Here is a 23825-nt window from a genome sequence, read left to right on the forward strand (position 1 = left end):
CAGCATGCCGCACGCCAGAATGAACCCATGGACCTACCCGTGATACCGCCCGTTTCGCCGATGCTGGCCAAGTCCGTCAAGACCATCCCGGCGGACGCCTCATACGAGCCGAAATGGGACGGCTTCCGGTCCATCTGTTTTCGTGACGGCGACGAGGTCGAGCTGGGCAGCCGCAACGAGCGGCCGATGACCCGCTATTTCCCCGAGCTGGTCGCGGCGGTGCGCGCCGAGTTGCCGCCGCGCTGCGTCATCGACGGCGAGATCGTCATCGCCACCGAGCACGGCCTGGATTTCGAGGCGCTGCAACAGCGCATCCACCCGGCCGATTCGCGGGTGCGCATGCTCGCCGAGCACACCCCGGCGTCGTTCATCGCGTTCGACCTGCTGGCCCTGGGCGACGACGACTACACCAAGCGTCCGTTCACTGAGCGCCGGGCGGCGCTGGTGGATGCGCTGTCCGGCTCCGGCCCGTCGATCCACGTCACCCCGGCCACCACCGACCTGGCGACCGCGCAGCGCTGGTTCTCCGAGTTCGAGGGCGCAGGTCTCGACGGCGTCATCGCCAAACCGCTTTCCATCACCTATCAGCCGGACAAGCGCGTCATGTTCAAGATCAAGCACGAACGGACCGCCGACTGCGTGGTGGCCGGGTACCGGGTGCACAAGTCCGGCGGTGACGCGGTCGGCTCGCTGCTGCTGGGGCTCTACCAGGATGACGGCCAACTCGCCTCGGTCGGTGTGATCGGCGCCTTCCCAATGGCGCGGCGGCGGCAGCTCTTCACCGAATTACAGCCGCTGGTAACGACTTTCGACAACCACCCATGGAACTGGGCGGCCCACGAAGCCGGCGAACGCACCCCGCGCAAGAACGAATTCTCCCGCTGGAACGCCGGCAAAGACCTGTCGTTCGTGCCGCTGCGCCCCGAGCGCGTCGTCGAAGTGCGCTACGACCACATGGAAGGCGCGCGGTTTCGCCACACCGCCCAGTTCAACCGGTGGCGCCCGGACCGCGATCCACGCTCGTGCACCTATTCCCAACTCGAACAGCCGGTGTCGTTTCGACTGAACGACATCGTGACCGGCTTGGGACCGCGCACCGCGGCGGGCACCGGAACGGACTAGTAGTCTCACCCCGTGGTCCAGGTCGTCATCGCCGGAGCCGGCCCCAACGGGCTGATGCTGGCCTGCGAACTGGGACTGGCCGGGATCCGGCCGGTGCTGCTGGACGGCAGTCCCGGCCCTAACCGCCAACCTCGCGCGGCGGGCATTGTCGGCCAAGGGGTTCGGATCTTCGACCACCGCGGCCTGTACAGCACTCTCACCGGGACGGATGAGCCCCCGCAACCCGCCCCCGGCTCGTTCTTCGCCGGGTTCGCATTCAGTTTCGCGCAGGTGCCGAACCACCAGCTGTACACGCTTCGGGTGGAACAACCCAGGCTCATCGAGGTGCTGCTGGCCGCAGCCCAGAAATACGGCGTCGACTTCCGCTGGGGTCACGCGTTGACCGGCTTCGACCAGGGCGACGACGGCGTCACCGTCAACATCGCCGGGCCGGACGGCGCCTATGAGCTGGCGACCGAATACCTGATCGGCGCCGACGGCGGCTCGAGTATCACCCGCAAGCTGGCCGGCATCGACTTTCCCGGGATGTCGTCGTACGACGTCATCGAACATGTGACGTTCGGGGTGCTGCCGCCGCTTGACTGGGTGGATCCGGTGAACGGCTCGCTGAATGTACCGGGGTTCGGTGCCGTCCCGCCCCGGCAGTACTTTCGCACCCCCCACGGCATCTTCGGTTGGGGCCTGCAACTGACAGACCGGCCGGGGGCATTCACCATCGAGCTGGATAGCGCACCGCGCGAAAACCCCGACTCCACCGACAGCGACACCGCGCCCATGTCCGTTGCCGAGCAGGAGGCCAGCATCAAACGCGTGCTGGGCGCGGCTGTGCCGCTCCAGCCCGAATCCACCGGCGCACCACCGGATTTGCGGCGTTACCGCGGCGTGAACTCGAGGATCGCGTCGCGATACCGGGCCGGCCGGGTCCTGCTGGTCGGCGATGCCGCGCACGTGCAGCCGCCGCTCGGGGGACCAGGTCTCAATCTGGGTTTGCAGGATGCGATGAACCTCGGCTGGAAGCTGGCCGCCGTGCTCGACGGACGGGTCGGCCCCGAGCTACTCGACACCTACGAGGCCGAGCGCCGGCCCGCCGCCGAGCGGGTGATCATGTACAGCCGCGCCCAGCTGGCCCTTATTCGGCCCGGGGCCGAAGTCACCGCGTTACGGGAACTCTTCACCGAATTGCTGGCGCAACCCGATGTGGTCCGCCACCTCGGCAACCTGGTGTCGGGCGCCGATATTCGCTATGCGGCGAGTTCGGATGAGCATCCCCTCGTCGGGCGCTGGGTGCCGGATTTTGCGGTCGAAAACTCGCGCGGAGCCACCCGCATCGCGGAGCTCGCCCGCGACGGGAGGCCGTTGCTGGTAGACCTCACCGAGCACGGCGTGGTGGCTCAGGCGGCAGTCGACATCGACCGGGTCACCGTCGCCGCCGGACGCCCGGTCGGGGACGTGCCGGCAACGGCGCTGCTGGTACGTCCAGATGGCTACGTAGCCTGGGCGTCCGCGGCGCCAACACCTAACATCGCCGACCTCGACGAGCTTGATCGCCTGCTCACCCGCTGGTTCGGCGTCACCTTGACCTGATTACGACAACCCCCGATCCCGCCTGATGGCGGACCCCCGTTGTCCACCGTTCGTGCTACTCGGAATTCGTCGTAAAGAACCCCTGATCAGGGGACAACGCATGCCGCTGAAATGAGGCATCGTTGCAAGGCTGGGCACTTCCGCACGGCAGGTGAATTGCGATAAGGAGATACCTGATGAGCCATGAAGCCCTTTTCCACGAGGTGGACGCCGCATACGCGTGGGCTGTCTTCGTGGTCGACGACATCGATTCGTAAGCACCGTGTCGGCTGTCGGGCCGACTAGATCGGAGGTCAAGTCCCGAGACGCGGTGTAGCTACGCTCGATCGCCCGACCCCCTGGGCGGGCAGTTCCGGCGGTGCGATATCCGCCTTTATCGCTACACCGCGTCCCCGGGCGCAGCCCTGCGCGGCGCGCCCGCAAATTCGAACGTCCGGATTCAGCCATTCGACGCCCTTAAGATGTCGGAATGCTGCACGTATCTTCATTGTTCGTTGCCGGCACCGCGACATTGGACGAATACGGCGCGATCAATGCGACGCGCATTCCGATGACCTGGTTTCAGGTCGACCAAATGCCGCTCTGGGCAAAGGTTCCCGTTGTTCTGGTGGTGCATGCCAAAGCAGGTGGTGACTACGACCCAGAACTCCACGTCGTGTGCAAAGACCCCGCCGGGGTGCCGCGCGGAACCCTCAAAGCCAGTTGGCACTGGCCGGACGACGACGATAAAGCATCCAAATACCGGTGCTTTACCCAAGAACTCTCTTTCCCGATCGAGATAGAAGGCGAGTACACGATCGGCGCCTACTATGACGAGCAAGGCAAATTCGAGCTGTCCACACCAATACCGATCTCGATCATTTTGGCCGCCCAGACCCCTTCCGGCGAAGAGGGCCAAAGCGGTGAGAACGACAACCGCGACTAGAGTTTGGGCGACGTCCGCTGTCCACGAATGCCGCTAGTTCCCTCAGCCTATCGGCGCCCTCCGACACGAATGCGGGTAGAAAGTGCCTGCCCACCAACCGATTTCACATGTTCACCCACAGCGAACATCAACGGGGGCAAACTGCCTCACCAGTCACATAGCAGACCCGACACCCAATCTGCCCTCCAGTCCGCGACAACGCCAGTAACGCAACGAATTTGCCGCTCAGAGGCAGACGAAAGGCGACACCCCACCCCCGGTGACTCACGTGACTCAAGTCACCAGACCGACCGCCGCGCGCCCAACGGCTGGGCGAAGTAACTAGATCACGACGGACAGCGCCTGCAGCCCGCGCAACGTGACGTTCGTTTTGTACTGTGGCTCACCGGCCAGCCAGGCGTCGGGGAATCGGGCGGTGATCGCCGACAACGCCACCCCGGCTTCCAACCGTGCTAGCGGGGCTCCCAAGCAGTAATGCGCCCCGTGGCCGAAACCCAAGTGCCGCAACGGCCCGCGTGCCGGGTCGAAGTTGTCTGGTCGGTCGTATTCGGTGGGATCACGATGTGCCGCCGCCAGCAGCAACATCATTGTGTCCCCCTGAGCCACCCCGACGTCCCCAATCATCATGTCAGCGCCCGCGATTCGGCCGATCAACTGCACCGGCGGGTCGTAGCGCATGGTTTCCTCGATGACCGCCGGCGCTCGGGCAGCGTCGGCGCCCAGCGCAACCCAGTGCCGACGGTCCCGCAGCATCGCCAAGATGGCGTTGCCGATCAGGTTCACCGTGGTCTCGTGTCCGGCGACCAGCAGCAGCATGCAGGTCGACACGATCTCCTCCTGGGTCAACTGATCTCCCGACTCCTCTACCGCGATAAGACCGGACATCAAGTCGTCGCCGGGCTGCGACCGGCGCCTCGCGATCAGCCCGCGCAGATACTCGCGCAGCCAGCTGCCAGCCGCCAGCCCGTCGTTAAAGTCCTCCGGATCCTCGCCGGTGAAGGCGAGGAACGGGTCCAGCGACTGCGCCAGCAAGGCCGACGCCCGGCTGAACTGTGGCTCGTCTTCCAGCGGCACCCCGAGCAGCCGGCAGATCACCGCCACCGGCAACGGATAGGCGAAGTCGCCGACCACGTCGAAGCGGCCCTTTTCGGCGATCCGGTCCAGCAATCCGTCAACCAGCGCGGTGACATCGGGTCGCAGTGCGTTCACTACTTTCGGGGCGAACGCCTTACTGACCAGCTTGCGCAGCCGGGTGTGATCGGGCGGATCGAGAAACAAAAAGCCGGGCGGGAATTCGGTGCCCGCGGCCGGTGCATCCTGCAGCCGTCGCCGGGCGATCGTCGAGTTGGACCGGTCGCTGCTCGACAACGGGTGCCGCAGCACCTCGTCGCAGTCGTGATAGGTCGAGAAAAGTACGAAGTTGGCGTCCGGCAGCTGCAGCGGCCCGTGCTCACGAAGCTGTGCGCACACCGGATACGGGTTGGCACGGATCGCCGGGTCCAGCAGTTGCAGCAGCAATGCCTGCGGTTCGGCATATTCCGTGGGCTCCATGGGCCGTGTCGTCATGCTGACATTGTGCCCGTACGTCGAGTGCGCCCTGGTCAAAGTGGGTGGCCGCGACCATGGCGGCGCGTAGCAAGGCGACCTTCGTCGAGTTGGACGCGTTGACCGCTCCACAAATCCAGCATCAGCGCCGCTGGGTCCTGGGAATGGGCTTTCCGAGAGCCGCCGCGCCGCGCGAGGGAGCCACTGCAGCCCATGCCCCGGATGTCGTCAACCAGGTACTACGCCTCGGACCGCAGATCCCGGCAATTCACCCAGGTCCAGTTCGCGGGCACGGTCGCCGGCCAGGTTCGTGACCCGGTGCTGCGGGAACTGGCCGGCAACCACGGGTCCCATCTGACCAAGACTCAGGTCGACGTGTACCAAACGTCGCAAATCTCTTCGGATTTCGTGTTCGGCAACGCGCCCAACGACGACGCTTACCGGCAACTGGTCGTCGTGTACGACAACGTCGCCATCCGATCGTGGTGATCCTGTTCGCCGGACTCCTGATGGCTGTCATCGTGGCGGCGGTGGTTTTGTTCGTCCTCTTCCGGCGACGCGGACTGGGTCAGCGACGCAGAAACGTCACGATATAGTCGGCCAGCTCTTCGCCGGCGTCCTCTTGCAGAAAGTGGCCGGCGCCGTGCACCACCGGGTGCTCGACGCCCTGCGCTCCGCGCATCTCACGCTTGAAGATCTCGGCCATCGGCCCGGTGATCGGGTCACTGTCGCTGAACGCCACCAGCATGGGCGTCGGACTCACACACAGTTTCGTCCAGGCCGTCTTGTTCGCCGCTGCCGCCGGGTCGTCGGGGGAGGTCGGCACCAGACCGGGCATGGCGCGCGGGCCGGCACAGTATGCGTCGTCGGGAAAAGGGGCGTCATAGCCGGCACGCACCGCGTCACTCATCTGCCGCCGGCATCCCCCTTGCACGAACCAGCCGATGTCCAGCTTCGGCGCGGTCTGGATCGCTTCCCGGAAGCGCCACCAGATCTCGGCCATCGGCTGCTCGCCGTTGGGCAGGCCGGTGTTGGCCACGACCAGCCGCGCGAAGCGCTCGGGATGCTCGGCGGCCAGCCGCAATCCGATCAACCCACCCCAGTCCTGTCCGACCAGAGTCACGTTGCGCAAGTCCAGCACGTCGAAAGCCAGCGTGCGCATCCACTCGACATGACCCGCATAGCTGTGGTCTTCGCGGCGGGTCGGCTTATCGGATCGGCCGAAACCGACCAGGTCCGGGCAGATGACACGATGGCCCGCGGCGGCCAGGACCGGAATCATCTTGCGGTACAGATAGGACCACGACGGCTCGCCGTGCAGCATCAGCACCGGGTCGGCGCGCTCCGGCCCGTCTTGCACCCAGGCGACCCGCAGGGTCCCGCCTTCGCCGTCGGGCAACTCGCAATACCTTGGCGCGTAAGGAAAGTCAGGGAGGTCGTGGAACCGCTCGTCGGGTGTGCGCAATGTCTGCATCATGCGAACATACGCCGTCACGAACCCTCGGTTAAGCCTGCCACGGACGGCTGCGCCATCAGCCGGTCAAGGAATTCCCGCTGCCCCTTGAGCAGCTTGGTACGCGCTTGCGCCACCGGAAACCAGCCGACCCGGTCGACCTCGGGGAATGCGCGCACCGTGCCGGACCCCTTCGGCCACTCCAGCTCGAAAGTGTTGCTGCGCACGTCGGTGATGTCGAGGTCGGCTTCGACGGCGAAGACGGTGACCACTTTGCCGCTCGATTGTTTCACCGCGCCCAGGTCGATTCGCGGCCCGTCAGGAACCGGCAAGCCCAGCTCCTCGGTGAACTCCCGCCGGGCAGCCGACCAGGGGTCTTCGCCTTCGGGGTACTCACCTTTCGGAATCGACCACGCCGCATCGTCTTTGCGCGCCCAGAACGGGCCACCGGGATGCGCGATGAGGACTTCGACGACTCCGGCCGGTGCCCGATACAGCAGCAAACCGGCGCTGAGCCTGGACATCCGGGTGATCCTCAGACTCCGACGGCCTGCTCCAGATCCTTCAGTGACGACTCCAGGTGGAGCAACAGCCGCTGCAGGTGCGGCACGCTGCGACGGCAACCGACCAGTCCGAAGTCGAGATTGCCCGCGTTGTTCACCAGGGTGATGTTCAGCGCTTGGCCGTCGGGGATGTTGGACATCGGGTAGCTGCCGTCGAGCCGGGCGCCGCCGTAGTACAGCGGCTCCGTCCCGCCCGGCACGTTGGAGATGACGATGTTGAACGGCGGCGGCACCGTCGACAAGAAGCCCGGTATACCCGCCAACGTCAACGGCGCCATATGTAGCGCGGACAGCGCAAGCACCTGCAGTTGCGGCAACTCGGCGAGCACCTTCTTGTTGGCGCGCATTGACTCGCTGATGATCTTGATCCGCTCCGCGGGGTCCTCGACGTGAGTGCCGAGGTTGCACAGCAGGCTGCCGACCTTGTTGCCGCCGCCGTCGGAATCGTCTTTGGAGCGCAGGCTCACCGGGACCATCGCGATCAGCGGAGTGATGGGCAGCGCGTCCTGTTCGATCAGGTAATACCGCAGCGCGCCGGCACACATCGCCAGGACGGCGTCGTTGACGGTGACCCCGGCTGCCTGCTTGACGGCCTTGACGCGCTCCAGCGACCAGGATTGCGCAGCGCAGCGGCGCGCTCCGCCGATCTTGACGTTGAACATGGTGTGCGGCGCCGCGAACGGCAGCGTCAGCTGTTGCTGGAACAGGGCGGCGCGGGCCAGCTTCAAGGTCGAAGGGGCAAGGCCCACAACCGATCCGGCCAGCTTGACCAGCGAGCTGAGCGGAGACGACGATCCGCCCGACGGCGGGCGCGGCGCCCGGGGCAGATTCCACATCGCCCGCACCTCGGTGTCGTCCGGGTCGGTCGACAGGGTGCGCTGCATCAGCTTCATCGCGGAGACACCGTCGATCAGGGCGTGGTGCATCTTGGTGTACATCGCGAACCGGCCGTCGTTGAGCCCCTCCACCACGTACAGTTCCCACAGCGGGCGGTGCCGGTCGAGCAGGCTGGTATGCAGTCTCGAGGTCAGCTCCAGCAGGTCGCGTACCCGTCCCGGCGACGGCAGGGCGGAGCGTCGGACGTGGTAGTCCATGTCGATCTCGTCGTCGTAGGCCCATGCCACACGCGCGATTCCACCCCCGATCGTCGCGGGGTGTTTACGGAACGTGGGCTGGAATTCCTCGTTGGCAACCAGAGCGTCGTAGAACTGCCGCACGAACTCCGGACCGGCCCCCTGCGGCGGCTCGAACAACGACAAGCCGCCCACGTGCATGGGATGCTCCCGCGATTCGGCGAACAGGAACATCGAGTCGTTGGGCATCATCAATTCCATGCACTAATTAAAGCGTGCCGAACAACTTTGTTGCCGGTTCAGGATCGCCCTATGGCCGCATGCGGGCGGTTATCCAGCGGACGCGCTCGTGGTCATGGTCCCGGTTCAGGCACCTGCACAGCGGCGCGCGGCACCGTCAGAACATCGCCGCGGAGCCGACTTCCGGGTGGCGGCGCATGAAATCCACCAGCCGATCGACGTAGCCGGTGAATGGCGGGGGCCCGACCGGGCCGTCGGCGAGGTCGGCGCGGCAATGGTCGGTCAAATAGAAAGTGGGATGGGTGAAATAGTCGACCGCCTCCGGCGGGATCCGCATCAACCGGTAGAGCCCGGGAACATGAGCCAACGAGCCCTTCGCCAGCTTGCGCGGTAGCGGAATCTTGATCAGTTGCCGGCCGGTCACCCGGGCCAGCACGTCGGTCATCTCCTCGACCGTCAGCGGTTGGGGATCGGCCAGCTGATAGGTGCGGCCCTCCGAAATGGCCAGCCCACTCAAATAACTCACCGCGTCGACGACGAAGTCACGCGGGACCACGTTCACCCGCGTCATGGTGGGATCTCCCGCCACCGGCAGGATCGCGTGCCGGGGCTGCCGCAACAGCCACTGCATGACGAAATAGGGCCCGTCGAACTTCTGCGTCTCACCCGTTCGGCTGTCACCGACCACGATCGAGGGCCGATAGATGGTCGCCGGCATCCCGGCCGACATCCGCCATCTCACGTCCGCCTCGGCGAGATGCTTGGTCTCCTCGTAATAGTTGTTGAACGGCGCACCCACTTCCAGGTCGTCCTCGCCGAACGGGCCGGCGTAGCGTCCGCTGACGTAGCAGGTGCTGAAGTAGTGCAGCCGGGTCAGGTTGGGACACTGTTCAAGTGCGTCAAGGACGTTGCGGGTGCCGTCGACATTGATCCGCATCGCTACCTCACGCGCCACCGCCAGGTCATACACAGCGGCCAGATGCCACGCCTCGGTGACTTCGCTCAGCGCCCCCGCGGCGAGTCCGAGTCCGGGTTGGGTGATGTCGCCCTCGACCAGCTCGATCCGCCCGCTGACCGACGGTTCGGCAGCGCTGAGTTCGGCCACGCGGCGCTTGGCCAGGGTGGCGAATTTGGACTGCACGAGACAGATTGCCGTGCCGTCCGTGCGGTTGAGGATGCGCGGTAGCAACGCGCTGCCGAGAAAGCCGGGGAACCCGGTCATCAATACGGTCATCGCCACACTCCTGCCCACTTGTGCGATGTCGTGGTTTAGACCTGACGCTACCGATTCGCGGAGTTGTCGACGGGGGACTTTAGACCTCGCATCCGCGGCCATTGGTCCTCGGTCAGAGCACCGTGGCGGGAGGATAATCGAGTCACCGGCACCTCGACTACTGATGGGCAGAAGACGTGAGCGGCAAGGAGATTGACAACTCCGAGATGGCCAAGTGGGATCCGGCCTTCACCAAGGCGTTGATCGGCACGGTCACCCCATTCATCAAGCGCTGGTTCCGGGCAGAGGTGCGCGGCCTGGAATCGTTTCCCCCGACCGGTGGCGCTCTGCTGGTGTCCAACCACTCCGGCGGGGTGTTGACGCCCGACTGGAACGTGCTGGCGCCCGCCTTCTACGGCAGGTTCGGTTACGGTCGTCCGCTGTACACCCTTGCCCACTATGGGGTTTTCTTCACTCCGTTCCGCGAGGCACTGGGCCGCCTCGGCGTCATTCACGCCAGTCGGAACAACGCGGTCACGGCGTTGCGTTCGGGTGCGGTCGTGCTGGCATTTCCCGGCGGTGACTATGACGCGTTCCGGCCGACGTTGGCGCAGAACGTCATCGACTTCGGCGGTCGCACCGGATACGTCAGGACGGCTATTCAGGCCGGCGTACCGATCGTTCCCGCGGTCTCCATCGGGGGTCAGGAGACCCAACTCTTCGTCACCCGCGGCAACTGGCTGGCAAAGCACTTGGGTCTCAAACGAATTCGCATCGAGATCCTGCCTGTCACCGTCGGCCTACCGTTCGGCTTGACGGTGTTCTTCCCCGCCAATATGCCGCTGCCCGCCAAAATCGTCTACCAGGTGCTGGATCCGATCGACGTCGCCGCCCAATTCGGCAAGGACGCCGAGCCGGCGGAGGTCGACGCCCGGGTGCGTTCGGTGATGCAAGCCGCGCTCGACAAACTGGGCCACCAGCGCCGGGTCCCCGTACTGGGCTGATCGATTGCCGGGCCGGCCCCCGGGCGGTATTCGAGGGGACGAAAGTCCTCAGCTTGAAATTTTTCTTTCAAACCGCGCCGTGACGGCGTTACTATTCGCCCGTGTCACACTAGTTGACCCACGATTGGTGAGGGGGCGCTAATGCGTCGAGGACTCGCAATAGCAGCGGTGGGAATGGGGCTCGCCAGTGCCGGGTTTACGGGTAGCCCGCCGGCACAAGCCGATGATCCGCCCTACCACATCCTGAGTGCCCAGGATCTGTGCAACCTGGTGTGGCCAAGCTCGGAGGCGATGCCGGACCCGGCCAAACAGCCGCCCGCCGTTGGGCTCATCTGCGTACGGCAGGGCGGGGCATTGCTCCGGCTCGCCAGGGACATGCCGGCGATTTTCTCTAATTCGTTCACCCTGGAACCAGGCAAGGCTCCGGAATTGCCGAAGGGCTCGGTGCGCGTCAACCCAAATGATCCGCTCAGCGACTGGATCATTCCGGACTGCTTCGTCCCGGACCGCATCGACTGCAATCCGAACGCGCCCGGACACCGCTGAAATACGGCGTGCATTCCGGTCGGGTAGCACCTAAAAGTCAGCCACCCGACCGGTTAGCCGTGACGTAAAAGCCACAAGAACCGGGGCGATTCACAAGGCGATTGCCGACAGGTTAGAATGAGCGCCGAGACCGTTCCGCCGGTGGATGCGTCAGGCCGAAGTCAATAACGCTGCCGCGGAAGTGTCCACCACTTTTCAGGCTACACCAAGACGCCGAGGGCCTTCGCCGACACTTAACTTGGGTTTCACCGCACGACTGGCATGGGCAATCGCTATGCTGCTGCACATCAGCATCCGATACCAAATATTGGTGTCTATGCTGCCGAAGGGCAGCTACATATCGACATTGCTCCATTGCTAGCCTCACAGGCGCCCAAGATCGCGCCACCCACTTCGCTCTACACCCGAATGAACCAGGAAAGGGCCGACCCGCACCCGTGACGTCTCAACAACTACCCGACCGCGCAGGACCCCGCGCCACACCCCGCCGACGCAAGTCGCCACAACGACACACCCGCGCCACCGCAGCATTGGGAGCGCTGGCACTAGCCAGTGCAACCAGCGCTGCCTTCGCCGCGGCAACCCCGCCACCAGCAGCTTTGATTTCTCAAATCAGCGCGGGCCGACTCGACATCACCTTAGCCGTTCACGACGGATTCAAACTCGACACGTGCACAACGGAAAGCACTGGAAGCTCCACCCCCGCCCTCACCGACACCACGACCGCGACAACGAATTCAGCAAATACTGGCGACACCGCCATGAACAACAGCAATTCCAGGGGCACCGAAGAACCTTCGACCACCAACCCAAGCAACGGTGCCGCCAGCCTGCTGATCGTCTCCGAAACCGCTGAACTACTGACAGACGACCTAGAACCACCGACCGCGTACGGAAAGTTTCAAATCGAACCACCAATAGTCGGCCAGACTATCAATGAGCCAGATTATGACTATTCCGATGCATGGGGGAATCCATATAAAGATTTATATAAAGATTTTGGTTATGAAAGACCACCACGCTACGACGCTCTAACGCACTTAGACAGCCTTAAATATACCTATGACGCGGCGCTCAACCCGCATGAGTTTCGAGCGGCATTTGACAAATATCAACAGCTGCTAGATGAAGCTCTAGGCCGTCGGCCAATAGTCGATCCCGTTCCCATCATATGGGAAGATGAGGACATCGATGATGGGAACCTAGATGACAGCGAATAACACCCGAAGAGGATTCGGGTGGGTGAACCGTCCTGGTCCTGGAGGTCGCACAAAAATGGACCATTTCGGTAGCCCCATCCCCGATCAACCGCGCGGCGAAGCCTATCCACAATCGTCGAGTGGTCAATGTCTGCACAAGCAATAGTCACCCCGGTTCCTGCGAATACGAAACCAGGGTAACTATTGCAAAGTCACAGAATTCTCTAGCGGCCCGAGGAAAGCTCGTTCGGGCAGTAAATAGCCTCGGCGAGCTGAGCGAATTGGGCGTCCTGTAACGACGTGGCGTTGGCTCGGTCGGTCTGAGCCGTGAACAACAACGCCTCGGCCTCGGTGTGCCCCTGGTTCAGGTACAGGCACATGGCCGTGGCCCGGCCGACCGCCAAGTACGGGTTCACGTACGGGATCCCGGCCTTGTCGAGCTGCTGGATGAAGGTGGAGTCAGCAGTGGAGTCGGCATATGCCGGCGCCGCGGCAGCTCCCGCACCTGCCACAATGGCCCCGACAGCCAACCCGGCAGCAGCCAGCATTGAGAACTTAACCATGGTCTTTCCATTCATGAGGGGTTCTTAACTCGAATCGTACGCCGCTGATACCGGTAGGGGTACCGGGAATTTGAACAAAATCGCCTTCAAAACCCGAACACACCGTGAGTAGTCAACGCCGCAACGATTCGCTTGACCTATACATCGCCGCTGCGCCCGAATTTATTCCACTGGTGCCGGGCTAAAGCTAAAGCGACCCATGACCTAGCCGGCAACCGTCAGGAACCGGCTATTTGACGCCCGGTAGCCGGCGGAGCATCCGCAACCCGCCGCTCATCAGGCGTGCGTAGTGGTCGGCACGCATCCAGGACGGCACGCCGACCGGCAGCCCGCGTTCGATCGCGATGGTTTGCGGCTCGGTGTATTTCAGGATCCCCTGCTCGCCATGACGACGACCGAGCCCGGAGGCCTTCATGCCGCCCATCGGCGCGTCGACAGATGCCCACGCGGCGGCGTAGCCCTCGTTGATGTTGACTGTTCCGGCCTGCAATCGGGTGGCCACGGCACGCCCGCGCTTGGGATCGGAGGTCCACACGCTGAAGTTCAAGCCGTACAGACTGTCGTTCGCTTTCGCCACGGCCTCCTCCTCACTGTGCACGCGATACAGCGAGACGACCGGACCGAAGGTCTCGTCGGCGAACGCCGCCATGCCCTCGCGCACGCCGCTGAGAATGGTCGGCTCGTAGAAGAAGGGGCCGATGTCGGGACGCGGCCTGCCACCGGCGAGCACGGTCGCGCCCTTGTTCACCGCGTCGTCGACGTGGTGGGTCACGGTGTCGAGCTGTGTTTGGCTGATCAGCGACCCCATGTCAGCCGAATAGTCAAGCGCGGCAGACATTTTGATTGCCGTCGTGGCTGCCACGAACCGGTCGGTGAACTCATCCCACAGGGCGTCGGGCACATAGATGCGTTCCACCGAGATGCACAACTGGCCCGCGTTGGAGAATGCCGCCCGAACCGCACCGACGGCGGCCTTGCCGACATCAGCGTCATCGAGGACCAGCAGCGCGTTCTTGCCGCCCAGTTCCATCGAGCAGTCGATCAGCCTCTTGCCCGCCTGGGCGGCCACCGTGCGGCCGGTGTCGGTCGAACCGGTGAACATCACGTAATCGGACTGCTCGATGATCGGTGAACCCAGCTCCGATCCCGATCCCGTGACACTCTGCACCAGCCCCTGCGGCATGCCCGCCTCTTCGAGAAGGCGCACCGCCCAGAGGGCCGAGAACGGCGTCTGGTTGTCGGGCTTGGCCAATACGGCATTACCGGCGACGATCGCCGGCAGCGCATCGCTGATGCCCAGGGTCAGCGGATAGTTCCACGGCGAGATGATCCCGACCACGCCCTTCGGCAGCCGGTGTTCCCACACCTCGGTCAGGGCAAGCAGCACCCCTTGGCGGCGCTTGGGGCGCAGATACTTCTCGGCGGTGTGGGCGTAATAGCGGGCAGTCAGACATACGTCGGCGACCTCTTCGAAGGCGTGCGCGCGGGCCTTGCCGCTCTCCAACTGGATGATGTCGAGAATCTCGTCCTGACGCCGCAGCACCAAGTCGTGAAAGCGCAACAGCACCTCCGTGCGCTCGCCCAACGGGCGCTCCGACCAGGCACGTTGGACAGCACGGGCGCGGCCGGCCGCGGCGACGACGTCCTCTGGGGTGCATTGCGGTACGCCGGCGAGCGGCTGTCCGGTCATCGCGTTGGTGACGTCGCGGCGACGGTCACCGTCGGCGGCGTCGACCCGCCGGCTCAGCGCCTGCAGCAACGGCGTGACCTTCGTTGTCTTCGGTTCGGAAATTGCGGTCATCGTGGCACTCCTCGCGGCGTTGGGGTTCAGGATTCGACTACCCGCCAAGTGGCCGCCGGACACGGGCCGATGAGCTGCAACTGCGATACCGTCACGCACAGCTGGTAACTAGTGTCGCCGATGTGGCCACGGAAGAAGGAGTGCCTCCGTGGAAAAGCTCACGCCCTCCGGTCGCCGACGAACTCGAAAGCTGTCGATAACCACTCCGCGACCCGGATCGGATACCGGGCCGACACACCCAAGGCGGTGGCGGGTCCTGGCGGCGACGCTGCTGATGACACTTCCTGGCTGCGGCCACGCGAGTGTCCAACCCAAGGGCTGGACCCTGCGGCTCGACCAGGTCATTCCGGCCGGGATGGCTGAGGCCTCGGTACCGGGTGCGCTCATCGGCGTCTGGAAGCCCGGTGAGGCGCCCTACGTGCGGGCGTTCGGACGCAGTGACACCACGACCGGCGCGCCGATGGCCACCGATATGCACATGCGCATCGGCAGCGTCACAAAGACCTTTACGACCACCGCAATTCTGCAGTTGGTGGACCAGGGCAAGGTCGGACTCGACGATCCGATCGGCAAGTATGTGCCCGGAATTCCCAACGGCGACGTGATCACGCTGCGGCAACTGGGCCACATGCGATCGGGGCTCTTCGACTACTCGACCGAGACGACACCGCCGAAGCTGGGAGAAGAGACGCGCCAACGCACACCGGAAGAGCTGATCCAGATCGCCGCCAGCCATCCGCCGGCCTTTCCGCCCGGAGCGCAATTCGACTACAACAACACCAATACGGTGCTGCTCGGCATGGTGGTCCAGAAGGTCTCCGGCCAACCGTTGGCCGACTTCATCCGCGACCACATCGCGCAGCCGCTCAACATGCAGCACACCGTGTTGCCGGTCGGCGCCGAGATTCCCTCGCCACACGCGCACGGCTACACCAAGCGTCCGGGCGGCCAGATCCAAGATGCCACCGACTTCAACCCGTCATGGGGGTGGGCAGCGGGAGCCATGGTCTCGACGCTCGACGACCTGCGCATCTGGGCGCGCAGTGTGGCGGAAGGCGAGTTGCTCTCGAAGGCCGCACAGGCCCAACGCCTCGAATTCCTGCTCGCGCCGTCGGAAGGAACCGGCACGCTCTACGGGTTTGGACTCGAGAACCAAAACGCCTGGATTGGCCACAACGGGAACATCCCCGGCTACCAGTCTTACGTCTATTACCTCCCCGCCGAGGGCACGACACTGCTCATGCTCGTCAACTCGAATGTCGAGGTCCTCGGGGTGTGGAACTTTTTCACCAAGATCGCCAACATCGTCAGCCCCGCTCACTCCTGGCCGGCCCCACCGGCATAGCAGCAAGTGCGCGTCCGCCCGCGGAAGAAGGAGAGCCTCCGTGGAAAAGTTCACCCCCTCCATCAACTGGGGCCACGAGCTGGTCGCGTCGTTGCGGTGGATTGTCGAGGCCTGGGCGCTCAGCGCGGCATGCCTGTTCGTCGTCGCGGTGCTGGTCGTCCGGTTCACCCGCTGGGGCAGCCAATTCTGGCGCATCACCGGCGAGTACTACACGGGCCGGCACAGCGTCCCGGTCTGGGGTTTGTTCGGCGCGCTGCTGCTGTCGGTCATCACGTCGGTGCGGTTGACGGTGTTGTTCACCTACTACAGCAACGACCTGTACTCGGCGCTTCAGGCCGCGTTCCAGGGCGCCGCCGCCGGCAATGACGCCGTGCGGGATTCGGGCATCCACGGCTTTTGGGTGGCCATCTGGACCTTCTGTGTCATCGCCACCCTGCAAGTCATCCAGGTGATGACGGATTTGTATGTCACGCAACGGTTTTTGATCCGATGGCGGGTATGGCTCACCGACCGGCTGACAGCGGACTGGCTCGACGGGCGGGCTTACTATCGGGGCCGGTTCCTGGACGCCGCGATCGACAACCCCGACCAGCGGATCCAGCAGGACATCGACATCTTCACCGCAGGTGTCGGTGGCGCGCCCAACAGCCCGTCGGTCGGCACGTCGGCCACCCTGCTGTTCGGCGCGGTCCGATCCGTTGTCTCGGTGGTATCTTTTGCCGCGATCTTGTGGCGGCTGTCCGGCACGTTGACCGTCTTCGGGATCGACATTCCGAAGGCGCTGTTCTGGGTCTTGTTCGGCTACGTCTCGATGGCAACGGTGGTCGCCTTCTGGATCGGTCATCCGCTCATCCGGTTCAGCTTCCGCAACGAGCTGTTCAACGCCGCCTTCCGGTATGCGCTGGTGCGGCTGCGCGACGCCGCCGAGGCGATCGGCTTCTACCGCGGCGAACGCGTGGAGCGTTCCCAGCTCGGGAGGCGGTTCGCCGATACGATTGCCAACTACCGCCGCTACGTGCGGCGCACGATCGGCTTCCTCGGCTGGAACGTCACGATGAGCCAGACCATCAACCCGCTGCCGTTCATCGTGCAAGCGCCGCGGCTGTTCGCGGGCAGTATCAAACTCGGAGACGTGATCCAATCCGCCGGCGCCTTCGGCCAGATCGAGGATTCGCTGTCGTTCTTCCGCAACGCCTACGACCGGTTCGCCAGCTATCGGGCCGCGATCATCCGCCTCAACGGGCTGGCGGAAGCCAATGCCAAGGCGCGCACGCTGCCTGAGCTGCGCAGCGTCGCCACCGGCGACGTCGCGATAGAACTCGACGACGTCGAGGTCCGCTCACCGGCCGGCGCGCAATTGATCGACCCGCTCAATGTGCGGCTGGTGCCCGGCGACGCCCTGGTCATCACCGGCAAGTCCGGCTGCGGCAAGACGTCGCTGCTGCGCACGCTGGCCGGACTCTGGCCGTATGCCTCGGGCACGCTGCGCTATCCGGACGGCGGGGACGGAGTCATGTTCGTCCCGCAGCTGCCCTATCTTCCGCTGGGCAACCTGCGCGCCGGCGTGACCTACCCGGCGATGGAGGGCGAGATCGACGACCTGACGCTGCGCGACGCCCTGGCCAAAGTCACCTTGCCCAACCTCATCACCCGGCTCGACGACGTCGAGGACTGGGCCAAGGTGCTCTCGCCCGGCGAGCAGCAACGCATCGCGTTCGCCCGCGTCCTGGTGACCAGACCCAAGGCGGTGTTCCTCGACGAAGCCACCTCGGCGCTCGACGAGGGACTGGAGTTCGCGCTCTATGACTTGCTGCGAAAAGAGCTGCCCGACTGCATCGTGGTCAGCGCCAGCCACCGCAGCACCGTCGAACCGCATCATCACCAGGAACTGGAATTGTTGGGCAACGGCCCGTGGCGGCTCAGCCGCATCGGCGAACCGGTGGCCTCAATGTGAGCGGGCCGCTTTTCAAATCGCGGTAGCTTCTCGACATAGCGTCGCCACGACGCCATGGCACAGGAGCGTTCACCATGGATACCTTCACGCCGTCGATCGACTGGAGCAACGAGGTTGCCGGGTCGCTGTGGTGGCTTGCCGAAGCCTGGACGATCAGCGGCGCGGCCCTGTTGGCCGTCGGGACGCTCATTGCCCGCTACACCACCTGGGGCCGGCAGTTCTGGGAGGTGACCGGCGGATACTTCAAAGGCCACGACAGTTTTCCGGTGTGGGGCCGGCTGGCCCTGCTGCTGATGCTGGTGATGGTCGCGGTGCGGATCAACATCCTGCTGAGCTACTACAGCAACGACTTGTACACCGCGCTGCAGGTGGCGTTCGAGGGGGCCGCCAGCGGCGACATGCGGGTCCGCAATTCCGGCATCCACGGCTTCTGGGTGGCCATCGCGACCTTTGCCGTGCTGGCGATCATCTACATCACGCGGGCCGTGGTCGACCAGTTTCTGATGCAGGAGTTCATCATCCGGTGGCGGGTCTGGCTCACGCACCGATTGATGGGCGACTGGCTAGGTGACCGCGCCTACTATCGCGGCCAGTTCATCGACCACCCCATCGACAATCCCGACCAGCGAATCCAGCAAGACATCGATGCTTTCACCGCATGCTCGGGAGGCATGGCGAACATCCCCTCGAACGGCACTGCCAAGACCCTGTTGTTCGGCGCCGTGCAGGCGGTGGTGTCGGTGGTGTCGTTCGCCGCGATCCTGTGGGACCTGTCGTTCCCGATCACCGTCGCAGGTCTGCAGATTCCGCGGGCGCTGTTCTGGATAGTCATCGCCTACATCACGTTCGCCACCGTGGTCGCTTTCTGGATCGGACGCCCGCTGATCCGGTTGAGCTTCCGCAACGAAAAGCGCAACGCGGTCTTCCGCTACGCGCTGGTGCGGCTGCGCGACGCCGGCGAAGCGGTCGGCTTCTACCGCGGGGAGCGAGCCGAAAGTGTGGAATTGAACGGGCGATTCGCGGGGGTGATCACGAACTATCGCGGCTATCTGCGGCGCAGCGTGGCCTTCACCGGGTTCAACGTGGCGGTGAGCCAGCCGATCGGGCTGCTGCCGTTTTTGATTCAGGCGCCGCATTTGTTCGCGGGCTCGTTCAAACTCGGCTACGTCATGCAATCCACGCAGGCGTTCGGCACGGTTCATGATTCGCTGTCGTTCTTCCGTAACGCCTACGACCTGTTCGCCAGCTACCGCGCCTCCATCCTGCGGGTGCACGGCCTGGTCGAATCCAACGCCAAGACCCGGGCGTTGCCGAAACTGCACACCGCGCCCAGCGTCGACGGCTCGGTCGAATTGGATGAGGTCGAGGTGCGCACGCCGGACGGCCTGCAATTGGTGGCGCCGCTCAGCATGAGACTCGCTCCGGGCGACTCCATGGTGATCGTCGGCCGGTCGGGGTCGGGCAAGACCACGCTGCTGCGCAGCCTCGCCCAGTTGTGGCCGTTCACATCGGGGACGTTGCGACACCCCAGCCAGGACAACGCGACGATGTTCTTGAGCCAGTTGCCATATGTGCCCCTGGGCAATCTGCGTGCCGTGGTGTCCTACCCGGCCGCCGAGGGCGACATCGCCGACCGCCGGCTGCGCGACGTGTTGGCCAAAGTGGCGCTGGCTCACCTGCGCGACCGGCTGGATCAGGTTCAGGACTGGGCCAAGGTGCTCTCCCCCGGCGAACAGCAGCGGATCGCGTTCGCGCGCATCCTGCTCACCAGGCCCAGTGCGGTGTTCCTCGACGAGGCGACGTCAGCGCTCGACCCGGGACTCGAATATTCCCTGTACCAATTGCTCCGCACCGAGTTGCCGGACACCGTTGTGGTATCGGTCAGCCACCGCAACACCGTCGAGCCACATCACGAGCAGCAGTTGGCGCTGCTGGGCGGTGGGGCCTGGCGGGTGGGAAAGGTCGGCGAACGTGGCAGCGTCGCTCCGTGACCCGAGCGTCGAGCCGCTCGTCAGCGCTTGCTGTACAGGGTCTCGATCTCGGCGGCGAAACGTTGCGCCACCACATTGCGTTTCACCTTCAGCGTCGGGGTCAGCTCACCGGTCAAGACGGTGAAGTCGACCGGCAGAATGCGGAACCGCCGGATCGATTCGGCTTGGGAGACGGCCTGATTGGCTTGCTTGACCGCCTGGTCGATCTCACCGGCCAGATCGGGGTCGTCGATCAGATCGGCAACCGACGCCGTCGCCTCTTTGCCGTGGTGCTGCTTCCACACGTCGAAACCTTCCGGGTCGATCGCTATCAGCGCGGCCACGTATGGCCGGTTGTCGCCGACCACCATGGCCTGGCTGACCAGCGGGTGCGCGCGCAACTGGTCTTCGAGGACAGCCGGTGCGACGTTCTTGCCGCCGGCGGTCACGATGATCTCCTTCTTGCGGCCGACGATCGACAAGAAGCCGTCGGCGTCGACCGACCCGAGATCGCCGGTGTGGAACCACCCGTTGACGATCGCCTCGGCGGTGGCCTTCTCGTTACGCCAGTAGCCGGTGAACACCACGCCGCCGCGCACCAGCACCTCGCCGTCATTGGCGATCGCCATGCTGTTGCCGGGTAACAGCTTGCCGACGGTGCCGACCCGCTCTTCGCCGACCCGGTTCACGGTGATCGCGGCGCTGGTCTCGGTGAGCCCGTAGCCCTCGTAGATGGTCACCCCGACGCCGCGGTAGAAGTGGCACAGCCGCTTGCCCAACGGCGCTCCCCCGGAAACCGCCGCATGGCAGTTGCCGCCGAGCGCGGCGCGTAGCTTGCCGTACACCAGCCGGTCGAACAGCGCATGCCTGGCCCGCAGCAGCAAGCCCGGACCGCCGGTGTCCAGGGCCGTGCTCCATTCGATCGCGGTGCGAGCGGCGGCATCGAAGATCTTGCCCCTGCCGCTATCCTGGGCCTTCAATTCTGCTGTGTTGTAGACCTTTTCGAATACCCGGGGCACGGACACCACCACCGTCGGCTGGAACACAGCCAACGTGGACACCAGGTTCTTGATGTCGCTGGTGTAACCGATCGTGACCTTGTTGGCGAACGCCGACATGGACAGTGAACGCGCCAGCACATGCGCCAGCGGCAGGAAGACCAGCAGCCGTTCACCCTTGCGCAGCAGTGTCGGAAAGCACGACGCCGCGCCGCGCGCCTCGTACAGCAGATTCGAGTGGGTGAGCTGGCAGCCCTTCGGGCGGCCAGTTGTGCCCGAGGTGTAGATCAGCGTCGCGGGGTCGGCCGCCCGCAACGACGCCAGCCGTTGGTCGAGTTTGCCGACGTCCACTGCCTTGCCGGCCTCGGCCAGTTCGTCGAGGGCCGTCGGGCCGCTCGACTCGAGCTGCAAGATCCTACGCAGGCTCGGCAGCTCGTCGCTGAGTTCCTTGATCACCTGGGCGTGGGCGTCGGTCTCGGCGATCGCCAGTACGGCCCCGGAATCCTCCAGTACCCAGCGCACCTGCTCGGCCGAGGAGGTGTCGTAGATCGGCACGGTGACCGCGCCCACCGAGAGGATCGCGTAGTCAAGGATCACCCACTCGTAGCGGGTGGCCGACAAGATCGCGACTCGATCGCCGGCGTTCACGTTCTCGGCGATCAAACCCAGTGCCGTGGTGCGGATCTGCTGGGCGGCCGCTGCGCAGGTCACGTCGGTCCACACCCCGTTGACCAGGCGCTGGAAGATCACATGATCGGGGTCGTCGCGCTCGTGTGCGTACACGCTGCCGGCGATGTGGTCGGTGTCGGCGACGGTGAAATCGGCGGCAACATTGAATTCACGCATGGTCTGGGGTCCCTTCCAGCTGGTCGCGATTGGATTCGACGTACGGGTTGCGGTCGCCCGACGAGCCGGTCACCACCGGTGTGGACGGATTTTCGATGACACCTCCTGGCCGCTGCCGCTTGCCGCCGGCAACGCCGGCGGCAAGCATTATCCACCGACGCTAGCCGCCTGCGCAGTTTGCTTCCACATGGCCCGTCAGTGCCTTGGGTTCGCGGGTACTTGACACAGCGGCGCCGTCCGCTGAGGGTCAACGGCATGTCCGTGGTGCGTGGGACCGGGCTGTCCAACTACCCGAAGCTGGTCGCCGAGTTGGGCGGTGACCCGGCCAGCCTGCTGCGGGCAGTGGGTGTCCGGGACCGAGACGTCGGCAACTACGACGCGTTCATACCATTCCGCGCGGCGATCAGGGCGATGGAATCGGCCGCGGAGGCAACTGCTACACCGGATTTCGGGCGCAGGTTGGCCCGGCGACAGAGTATCGAGATCCTGGGACCGGTGGGTGTGGCCGCTCGGACCGCCGCAACGGTGGCCGACGCCTTGTCGATCTTCAACACCTTCATGGCGGCGTATAGCCCCGTTATCCGCATACAGATCACCTCGGCGGCCGATGCGCAGCGATCATTTATCGGAATCCAGTTCCTCCTCGACGAAGCGATTCCCTGTCCGCAGACGCTGGAGCTGGCGTTGGGCGTCTCGCTCGGGGTGTTACGCCTGCTGATGGGCGCCGACTACGCCCCGCTTGCGGTGCACCTATCCCACGACCCGGTTACCGCCCCGGCCGACTACGCGCAGTATTTCGGCTGCACGCCGTTCTTCGCCGAACGCAGGAGCGGATTCACCGTGCGCACCGCGGACCTGAGCCGACCGTTGAACCGAGACGACGTCGCCCACCGCGCAGTGGTCGACTACCTGAGCAGCATCACCCCACTCGGTGCCGGGATCGTGGAATCGGTACGCGCCATCGTTCGCCAATTGTTGCCCACCGGGGCGGCGACCCTCGACCTGGTGGCCGAGCAATTCCACCTGCATCCGAAAACGTTGCAGCGCAGGCTTGCCGACGAAGGAACTACCTTCGCGGTGCTGCTCGATCAGGTCCGCAAAGACACCGCCGACCGCTACCTGCGCACCACGGGTATCAGCTTGTCGCACCTGGCAAGGGAATTGGGCTATGCCGAGCAGAGCGTGTTGACGCGCTCCTGCAGGCGCTGGTTTGGGGCGGGGCCGGCAGCCTACCGAAACCGGGCCCGGCTGCCGGCATTCGCGCGGGCCTGAGCGGCTCACGCGCGGATCGTTTGGCGTCCCCCGGGATATATCGCGGTGTCGGACCGCACGTGTTCGAGTCGATACCGTACGCCGCGATGTAACACGCGATGCTGCAAGGTATCTCGTGAGCATCGGCACGTCGGCGTGATCCGTCCGGCACTCGGCCGGACCGCCCGCCGCCGACGAACCGCGTCCACCATCACGGCACCGGATTACGGCCAGCTACCCCCACTTGGCGGCCTCCGCGGTGTCGCGAGCCAGCATGGCCATGGTGTTGGATTCGTGCGTGCCGGCCATCGACTGATAGGCCCGCATCAGGTCCTCCATGGCCTGGTTCCACTGGGTCTGCCAGCCCTGGTAGGTCATCCCGGTGTCGCCCTGCCAGGCATTGGACAGCGCGGCCTGCTCGTTGGCGACGTCGGCACCCAGGCTGTGCAGCGTGCCAGCATAGCCGGACATGTTCCCGGCGTGCGCCAGCATCGCCGGATAGTTGTACATAATCTGTGACATCACAAGTCCTTTCGACGTTCAACGGTGACAGGGTGCGGCTCAGAAGCCGGTATAGCTGGACGCGGCGGCGGCATCGGCGGCCACATAGGCGCCCGCGGCGTCACCCAG

At 64.8% G+C, this 23825-nt stretch carries 21 protein-coding genes and 1 pseudogene; 11 read left to right on the forward strand and 11 right to left on the reverse strand.

Features of this window, described 5'->3' with window-relative positions; translation table 11 throughout:
• The first annotated feature begins 27 nt into the window (after nucleotides 1-27).
• From B4U45_RS12920 to B4U45_RS12930, 3 genes are all read left to right on the forward strand, one after another.
• Nucleotides 28-1122 (forward strand): ATP-dependent DNA ligase, encoded by a 1095-nt coding sequence (locus B4U45_RS12920; protein WP_075546842.1) that lies wholly within the window; start codon nucleotides 28-30, stop codon nucleotides 1120-1122.
• A 12-nt stretch (nucleotides 1123-1134) separates the two neighbouring features.
• On the forward strand, nucleotides 1135-2706 hold the full coding sequence (locus B4U45_RS12925) for an FAD-dependent monooxygenase (protein WP_082275376.1): 1572 nt from the start codon (nucleotides 1135-1137) through the stop codon (nucleotides 2704-2706).
• 469 nt (nucleotides 2707-3175) lie between these two features.
• Entirely contained in the window at nucleotides 3176-3631 is a 456-nt protein-coding gene (locus B4U45_RS12930; RefSeq protein WP_240316529.1) for a hypothetical protein, read from the forward strand.
• Between the two features lie 321 nt (nucleotides 3632-3952).
• Here the strand turns inward: B4U45_RS12930 and B4U45_RS12935 are convergent, their stop codons facing one another.
• Nucleotides 3953-5197, reverse strand: coding sequence for a cytochrome P450 (locus tag B4U45_RS12935; RefSeq protein ID WP_075546841.1), 1245 nt, complete (start codon nucleotides 5195-5197; stop codon nucleotides 3953-3955).
• Nucleotides 5198-5398: 201 nt separating this feature from the next.
• On the opposite strand from B4U45_RS12935, the gene B4U45_RS12940 reads away from it, so the two are divergent.
• Nucleotides 5399-5665, forward strand: coding sequence for a hypothetical protein (locus B4U45_RS12940; RefSeq protein WP_075546840.1), 267 nt, complete (start codon nucleotides 5399-5401; stop codon nucleotides 5663-5665).
• Nucleotides 5666-5744: 79 nt separating this feature from the next.
• Here B4U45_RS12940 and B4U45_RS12945 read toward each other — a convergent pair whose 3' ends face one another.
• The 4 genes from B4U45_RS12945 to B4U45_RS12960 all read right to left on the reverse strand — a co-directional run bounded on the left by B4U45_RS12945 (nucleotide 5745) and on the right by B4U45_RS12960 (nucleotide 9739).
• On the reverse strand, nucleotides 5745-6650 hold the full coding sequence (locus B4U45_RS12945) for a haloalkane dehalogenase (RefSeq protein ID WP_075546886.1): 906 nt from the start codon (nucleotides 6648-6650) through the stop codon (nucleotides 5745-5747).
• A 17-nt stretch (nucleotides 6651-6667) separates the two neighbouring features.
• Nucleotides 6668-7153, reverse strand: a complete 486-nt coding sequence (locus B4U45_RS12950; protein ID WP_075546839.1) for an NUDIX hydrolase — start codon at nucleotides 7151-7153, stop codon at nucleotides 6668-6670.
• Nucleotides 7154-7164: 11 nt separating this feature from the next.
• Nucleotides 7165-8526, reverse strand: a complete 1362-nt coding sequence (locus tag B4U45_RS12955) for a WS/DGAT/MGAT family O-acyltransferase (RefSeq protein WP_075546838.1) — start codon at nucleotides 8524-8526, stop codon at nucleotides 7165-7167.
• A 136-nt stretch (nucleotides 8527-8662) separates the two neighbouring features.
• The gene (locus tag B4U45_RS12960; protein ID WP_075546837.1) at nucleotides 8663-9739 is read right to left on the reverse strand and encodes an SDR family oxidoreductase; all 1077 of its coding nucleotides are present in this window, start codon (nucleotides 9737-9739) and stop codon (nucleotides 8663-8665) included.
• 176 nt (nucleotides 9740-9915) lie between these two features.
• Here B4U45_RS12960 and B4U45_RS12965 point away from each other — a divergent pair, with 176 nt between their 5' ends.
• The 3 genes from B4U45_RS12965 to B4U45_RS12975 all read left to right on the forward strand — a co-directional run bounded on the left by B4U45_RS12965 (nucleotide 9916) and on the right by B4U45_RS12975 (nucleotide 12488).
• Nucleotides 9916-10722, forward strand: a complete 807-nt coding sequence (locus B4U45_RS12965) for a lysophospholipid acyltransferase family protein (RefSeq protein WP_089025057.1) — start codon at nucleotides 9916-9918, stop codon at nucleotides 10720-10722.
• A 174-nt stretch (nucleotides 10723-10896) separates the two neighbouring features.
• Nucleotides 10897-11268 (forward strand): hypothetical protein, encoded by a 372-nt coding sequence (locus B4U45_RS12970; protein WP_075546836.1) that lies wholly within the window; start codon nucleotides 10897-10899, stop codon nucleotides 11266-11268.
• A 437-nt stretch (nucleotides 11269-11705) separates the two neighbouring features.
• Nucleotides 11706-12488, forward strand: coding sequence for a hypothetical protein (locus tag B4U45_RS12975; RefSeq protein ID WP_131808287.1), 783 nt, complete (start codon nucleotides 11706-11708; stop codon nucleotides 12486-12488).
• Between the two features lie 203 nt (nucleotides 12489-12691).
• Here the strand turns inward: B4U45_RS12975 and B4U45_RS12980 are convergent, their stop codons facing one another.
• A complete protein-coding gene (locus B4U45_RS12980; RefSeq protein WP_158006334.1) occupies nucleotides 12692-13030 on the reverse strand; it encodes a DUF732 domain-containing protein in 339 nt (112 codons plus the stop codon).
• Nucleotides 13031-13259: 229 nt separating this feature from the next.
• Nucleotides 13260-14831, reverse strand: a complete 1572-nt coding sequence (locus tag B4U45_RS12985; RefSeq protein WP_083153968.1) for a succinic semialdehyde dehydrogenase — start codon at nucleotides 14829-14831, stop codon at nucleotides 13260-13262.
• Between the two features lie 148 nt (nucleotides 14832-14979).
• On the opposite strand from B4U45_RS12985, the gene B4U45_RS12990 reads away from it, so the two are divergent.
• The 3 genes from B4U45_RS12990 to B4U45_RS13000 all read left to right on the forward strand — a co-directional run bounded on the left by B4U45_RS12990 (nucleotide 14980) and on the right by B4U45_RS13000 (nucleotide 20121).
• Complete coding sequence (locus tag B4U45_RS12990) at nucleotides 14980-16176, forward strand: serine hydrolase domain-containing protein (RefSeq protein ID WP_240316530.1); 1197 nt, start codon at nucleotides 14980-14982, stop codon at nucleotides 16174-16176.
• 40 nt (nucleotides 16177-16216) lie between these two features.
• On the forward strand, nucleotides 16217-18130 hold the full coding sequence (locus B4U45_RS12995) for an ABC transporter ATP-binding protein/permease (protein WP_075546833.1): 1914 nt from the start codon (nucleotides 16217-16219) through the stop codon (nucleotides 18128-18130).
• Between the two features lie 74 nt (nucleotides 18131-18204).
• On the forward strand, nucleotides 18205-20121 hold the full coding sequence (locus tag B4U45_RS13000) for an ABC transporter ATP-binding protein/permease (RefSeq protein ID WP_075546832.1): 1917 nt from the start codon (nucleotides 18205-18207) through the stop codon (nucleotides 20119-20121).
• A gap of 20 nt (nucleotides 20122-20141) precedes the next feature.
• On the opposite strand, the gene B4U45_RS13005 is transcribed toward B4U45_RS13000, so the two are convergent.
• Nucleotides 20142-21944 (reverse strand): AMP-dependent synthetase/ligase, encoded by a 1803-nt coding sequence (locus B4U45_RS13005; RefSeq protein WP_099224142.1) that lies wholly within the window; start codon nucleotides 21942-21944, stop codon nucleotides 20142-20144.
• Nucleotides 21937-22092 carry a hypothetical protein gene (locus B4U45_RS13010; protein WP_158006333.1) on the reverse strand — a complete coding sequence of 52 codons (156 nt, stop codon included), beginning with the start codon at nucleotides 22090-22092 and terminating at the stop codon, nucleotides 21937-21939. Before B4U45_RS13010 ends, B4U45_RS13005 begins: the two co-directional genes overlap by 8 nt.
• Nucleotides 22093-22199: 107 nt before the next feature.
• Here B4U45_RS13010 and B4U45_RS13015 point away from each other — a divergent pair, with 107 nt between their 5' ends.
• A complete protein-coding gene (locus B4U45_RS13015; RefSeq protein WP_075546830.1) occupies nucleotides 22200-23216 on the forward strand; it encodes an AraC family transcriptional regulator in 1017 nt (338 codons plus the stop codon).
• A 213-nt stretch (nucleotides 23217-23429) separates the two neighbouring features.
• Here B4U45_RS13015 and B4U45_RS13020 read toward each other — a convergent pair whose 3' ends face one another.
• Both B4U45_RS13020 and B4U45_RS13025 read right to left on the reverse strand, forming a co-directional pair.
• The gene (locus tag B4U45_RS13020; protein ID WP_219858710.1) at nucleotides 23430-23717 is read right to left on the reverse strand and encodes a WXG100 family type VII secretion target; all 288 of its coding nucleotides are present in this window, start codon (nucleotides 23715-23717) and stop codon (nucleotides 23430-23432) included.
• 39 nt (nucleotides 23718-23756) lie between these two features.
• Nucleotides 23757-23825, reverse strand: a pseudogene (locus tag B4U45_RS13025) (type VII secretion protein EsxS); the annotation flags it as partial.

The organism is Mycobacterium persicum, assembly GCF_002086915.1.
GTDB lineage: Bacteria > Actinomycetota > Actinomycetes > Mycobacteriales > Mycobacteriaceae > Mycobacterium > Mycobacterium persicum.

Coding starts and splice junctions, on each gene's coding strand:
- B4U45_RS12920 (WP_075546842.1), top strand. CDS start 28: ATGGACCTACCCGTGATACCGCCCGTTTCGCCGATGCTGGCCAAGTCC.
- B4U45_RS12930 (WP_240316529.1), top strand. CDS start 3,176: ATGCTGCACGTATCTTCATTGTTCGTTGCCGGCACCGCGACATTGGAC.
- B4U45_RS12935 (WP_075546841.1), bottom strand. CDS start 5,197: ATGACGACACGGCCCATGGAGCCCACGGAATATGCCGAACCGCAGGCA.
- B4U45_RS12940 (WP_075546840.1), top strand. CDS start 5,399: ATGTCGTCAACCAGGTACTACGCCTCGGACCGCAGATCCCGGCAATTC.
- B4U45_RS12945 (WP_075546886.1), bottom strand. CDS start 6,650: ATGCAGACATTGCGCACACCCGACGAGCGGTTCCACGACCTCCCTGAC.
- B4U45_RS12950 (WP_075546839.1), bottom strand. CDS start 7,153: ATGTCCAGGCTCAGCGCCGGTTTGCTGCTGTATCGGGCACCGGCCGGA.
- B4U45_RS12955 (WP_075546838.1), bottom strand. CDS start 8,526: ATGGAATTGATGATGCCCAACGACTCGATGTTCCTGTTCGCCGAATCG.
- B4U45_RS12960 (WP_075546837.1), bottom strand. CDS start 9,739: ATGACCGTATTGATGACCGGGTTCCCCGGCTTTCTCGGCAGCGCGTTG.
- B4U45_RS12970 (WP_075546836.1), top strand. CDS start 10,897: ATGGGGCTCGCCAGTGCCGGGTTTACGGGTAGCCCGCCGGCACAAGCC.
- B4U45_RS12980 (WP_158006334.1), bottom strand. CDS start 13,030: ATGGTTAAGTTCTCAATGCTGGCTGCTGCCGGGTTGGCTGTCGGGGCC.
- B4U45_RS12985 (WP_083153968.1), bottom strand. CDS start 14,831: ATGACCGCAATTTCCGAACCGAAGACAACGAAGGTCACGCCGTTGCTG.
- B4U45_RS13000 (WP_075546832.1), top strand. CDS start 18,205: ATGGATACCTTCACGCCGTCGATCGACTGGAGCAACGAGGTTGCCGGG.
- B4U45_RS13005 (WP_099224142.1), bottom strand. CDS start 21,944: ATGCGTGAATTCAATGTTGCCGCCGATTTCACCGTCGCCGACACCGAC.
- B4U45_RS13010 (WP_158006333.1), bottom strand. CDS start 22,092: ATGCTTGCCGCCGGCGTTGCCGGCGGCAAGCGGCAGCGGCCAGGAGGT.
- B4U45_RS13015 (WP_075546830.1), top strand. CDS start 22,200: ATGTCCGTGGTGCGTGGGACCGGGCTGTCCAACTACCCGAAGCTGGTC.
- B4U45_RS13020 (WP_219858710.1), bottom strand. CDS start 23,717: ATGTCACAGATTATGTACAACTATCCGGCGATGCTGGCGCACGCCGGG.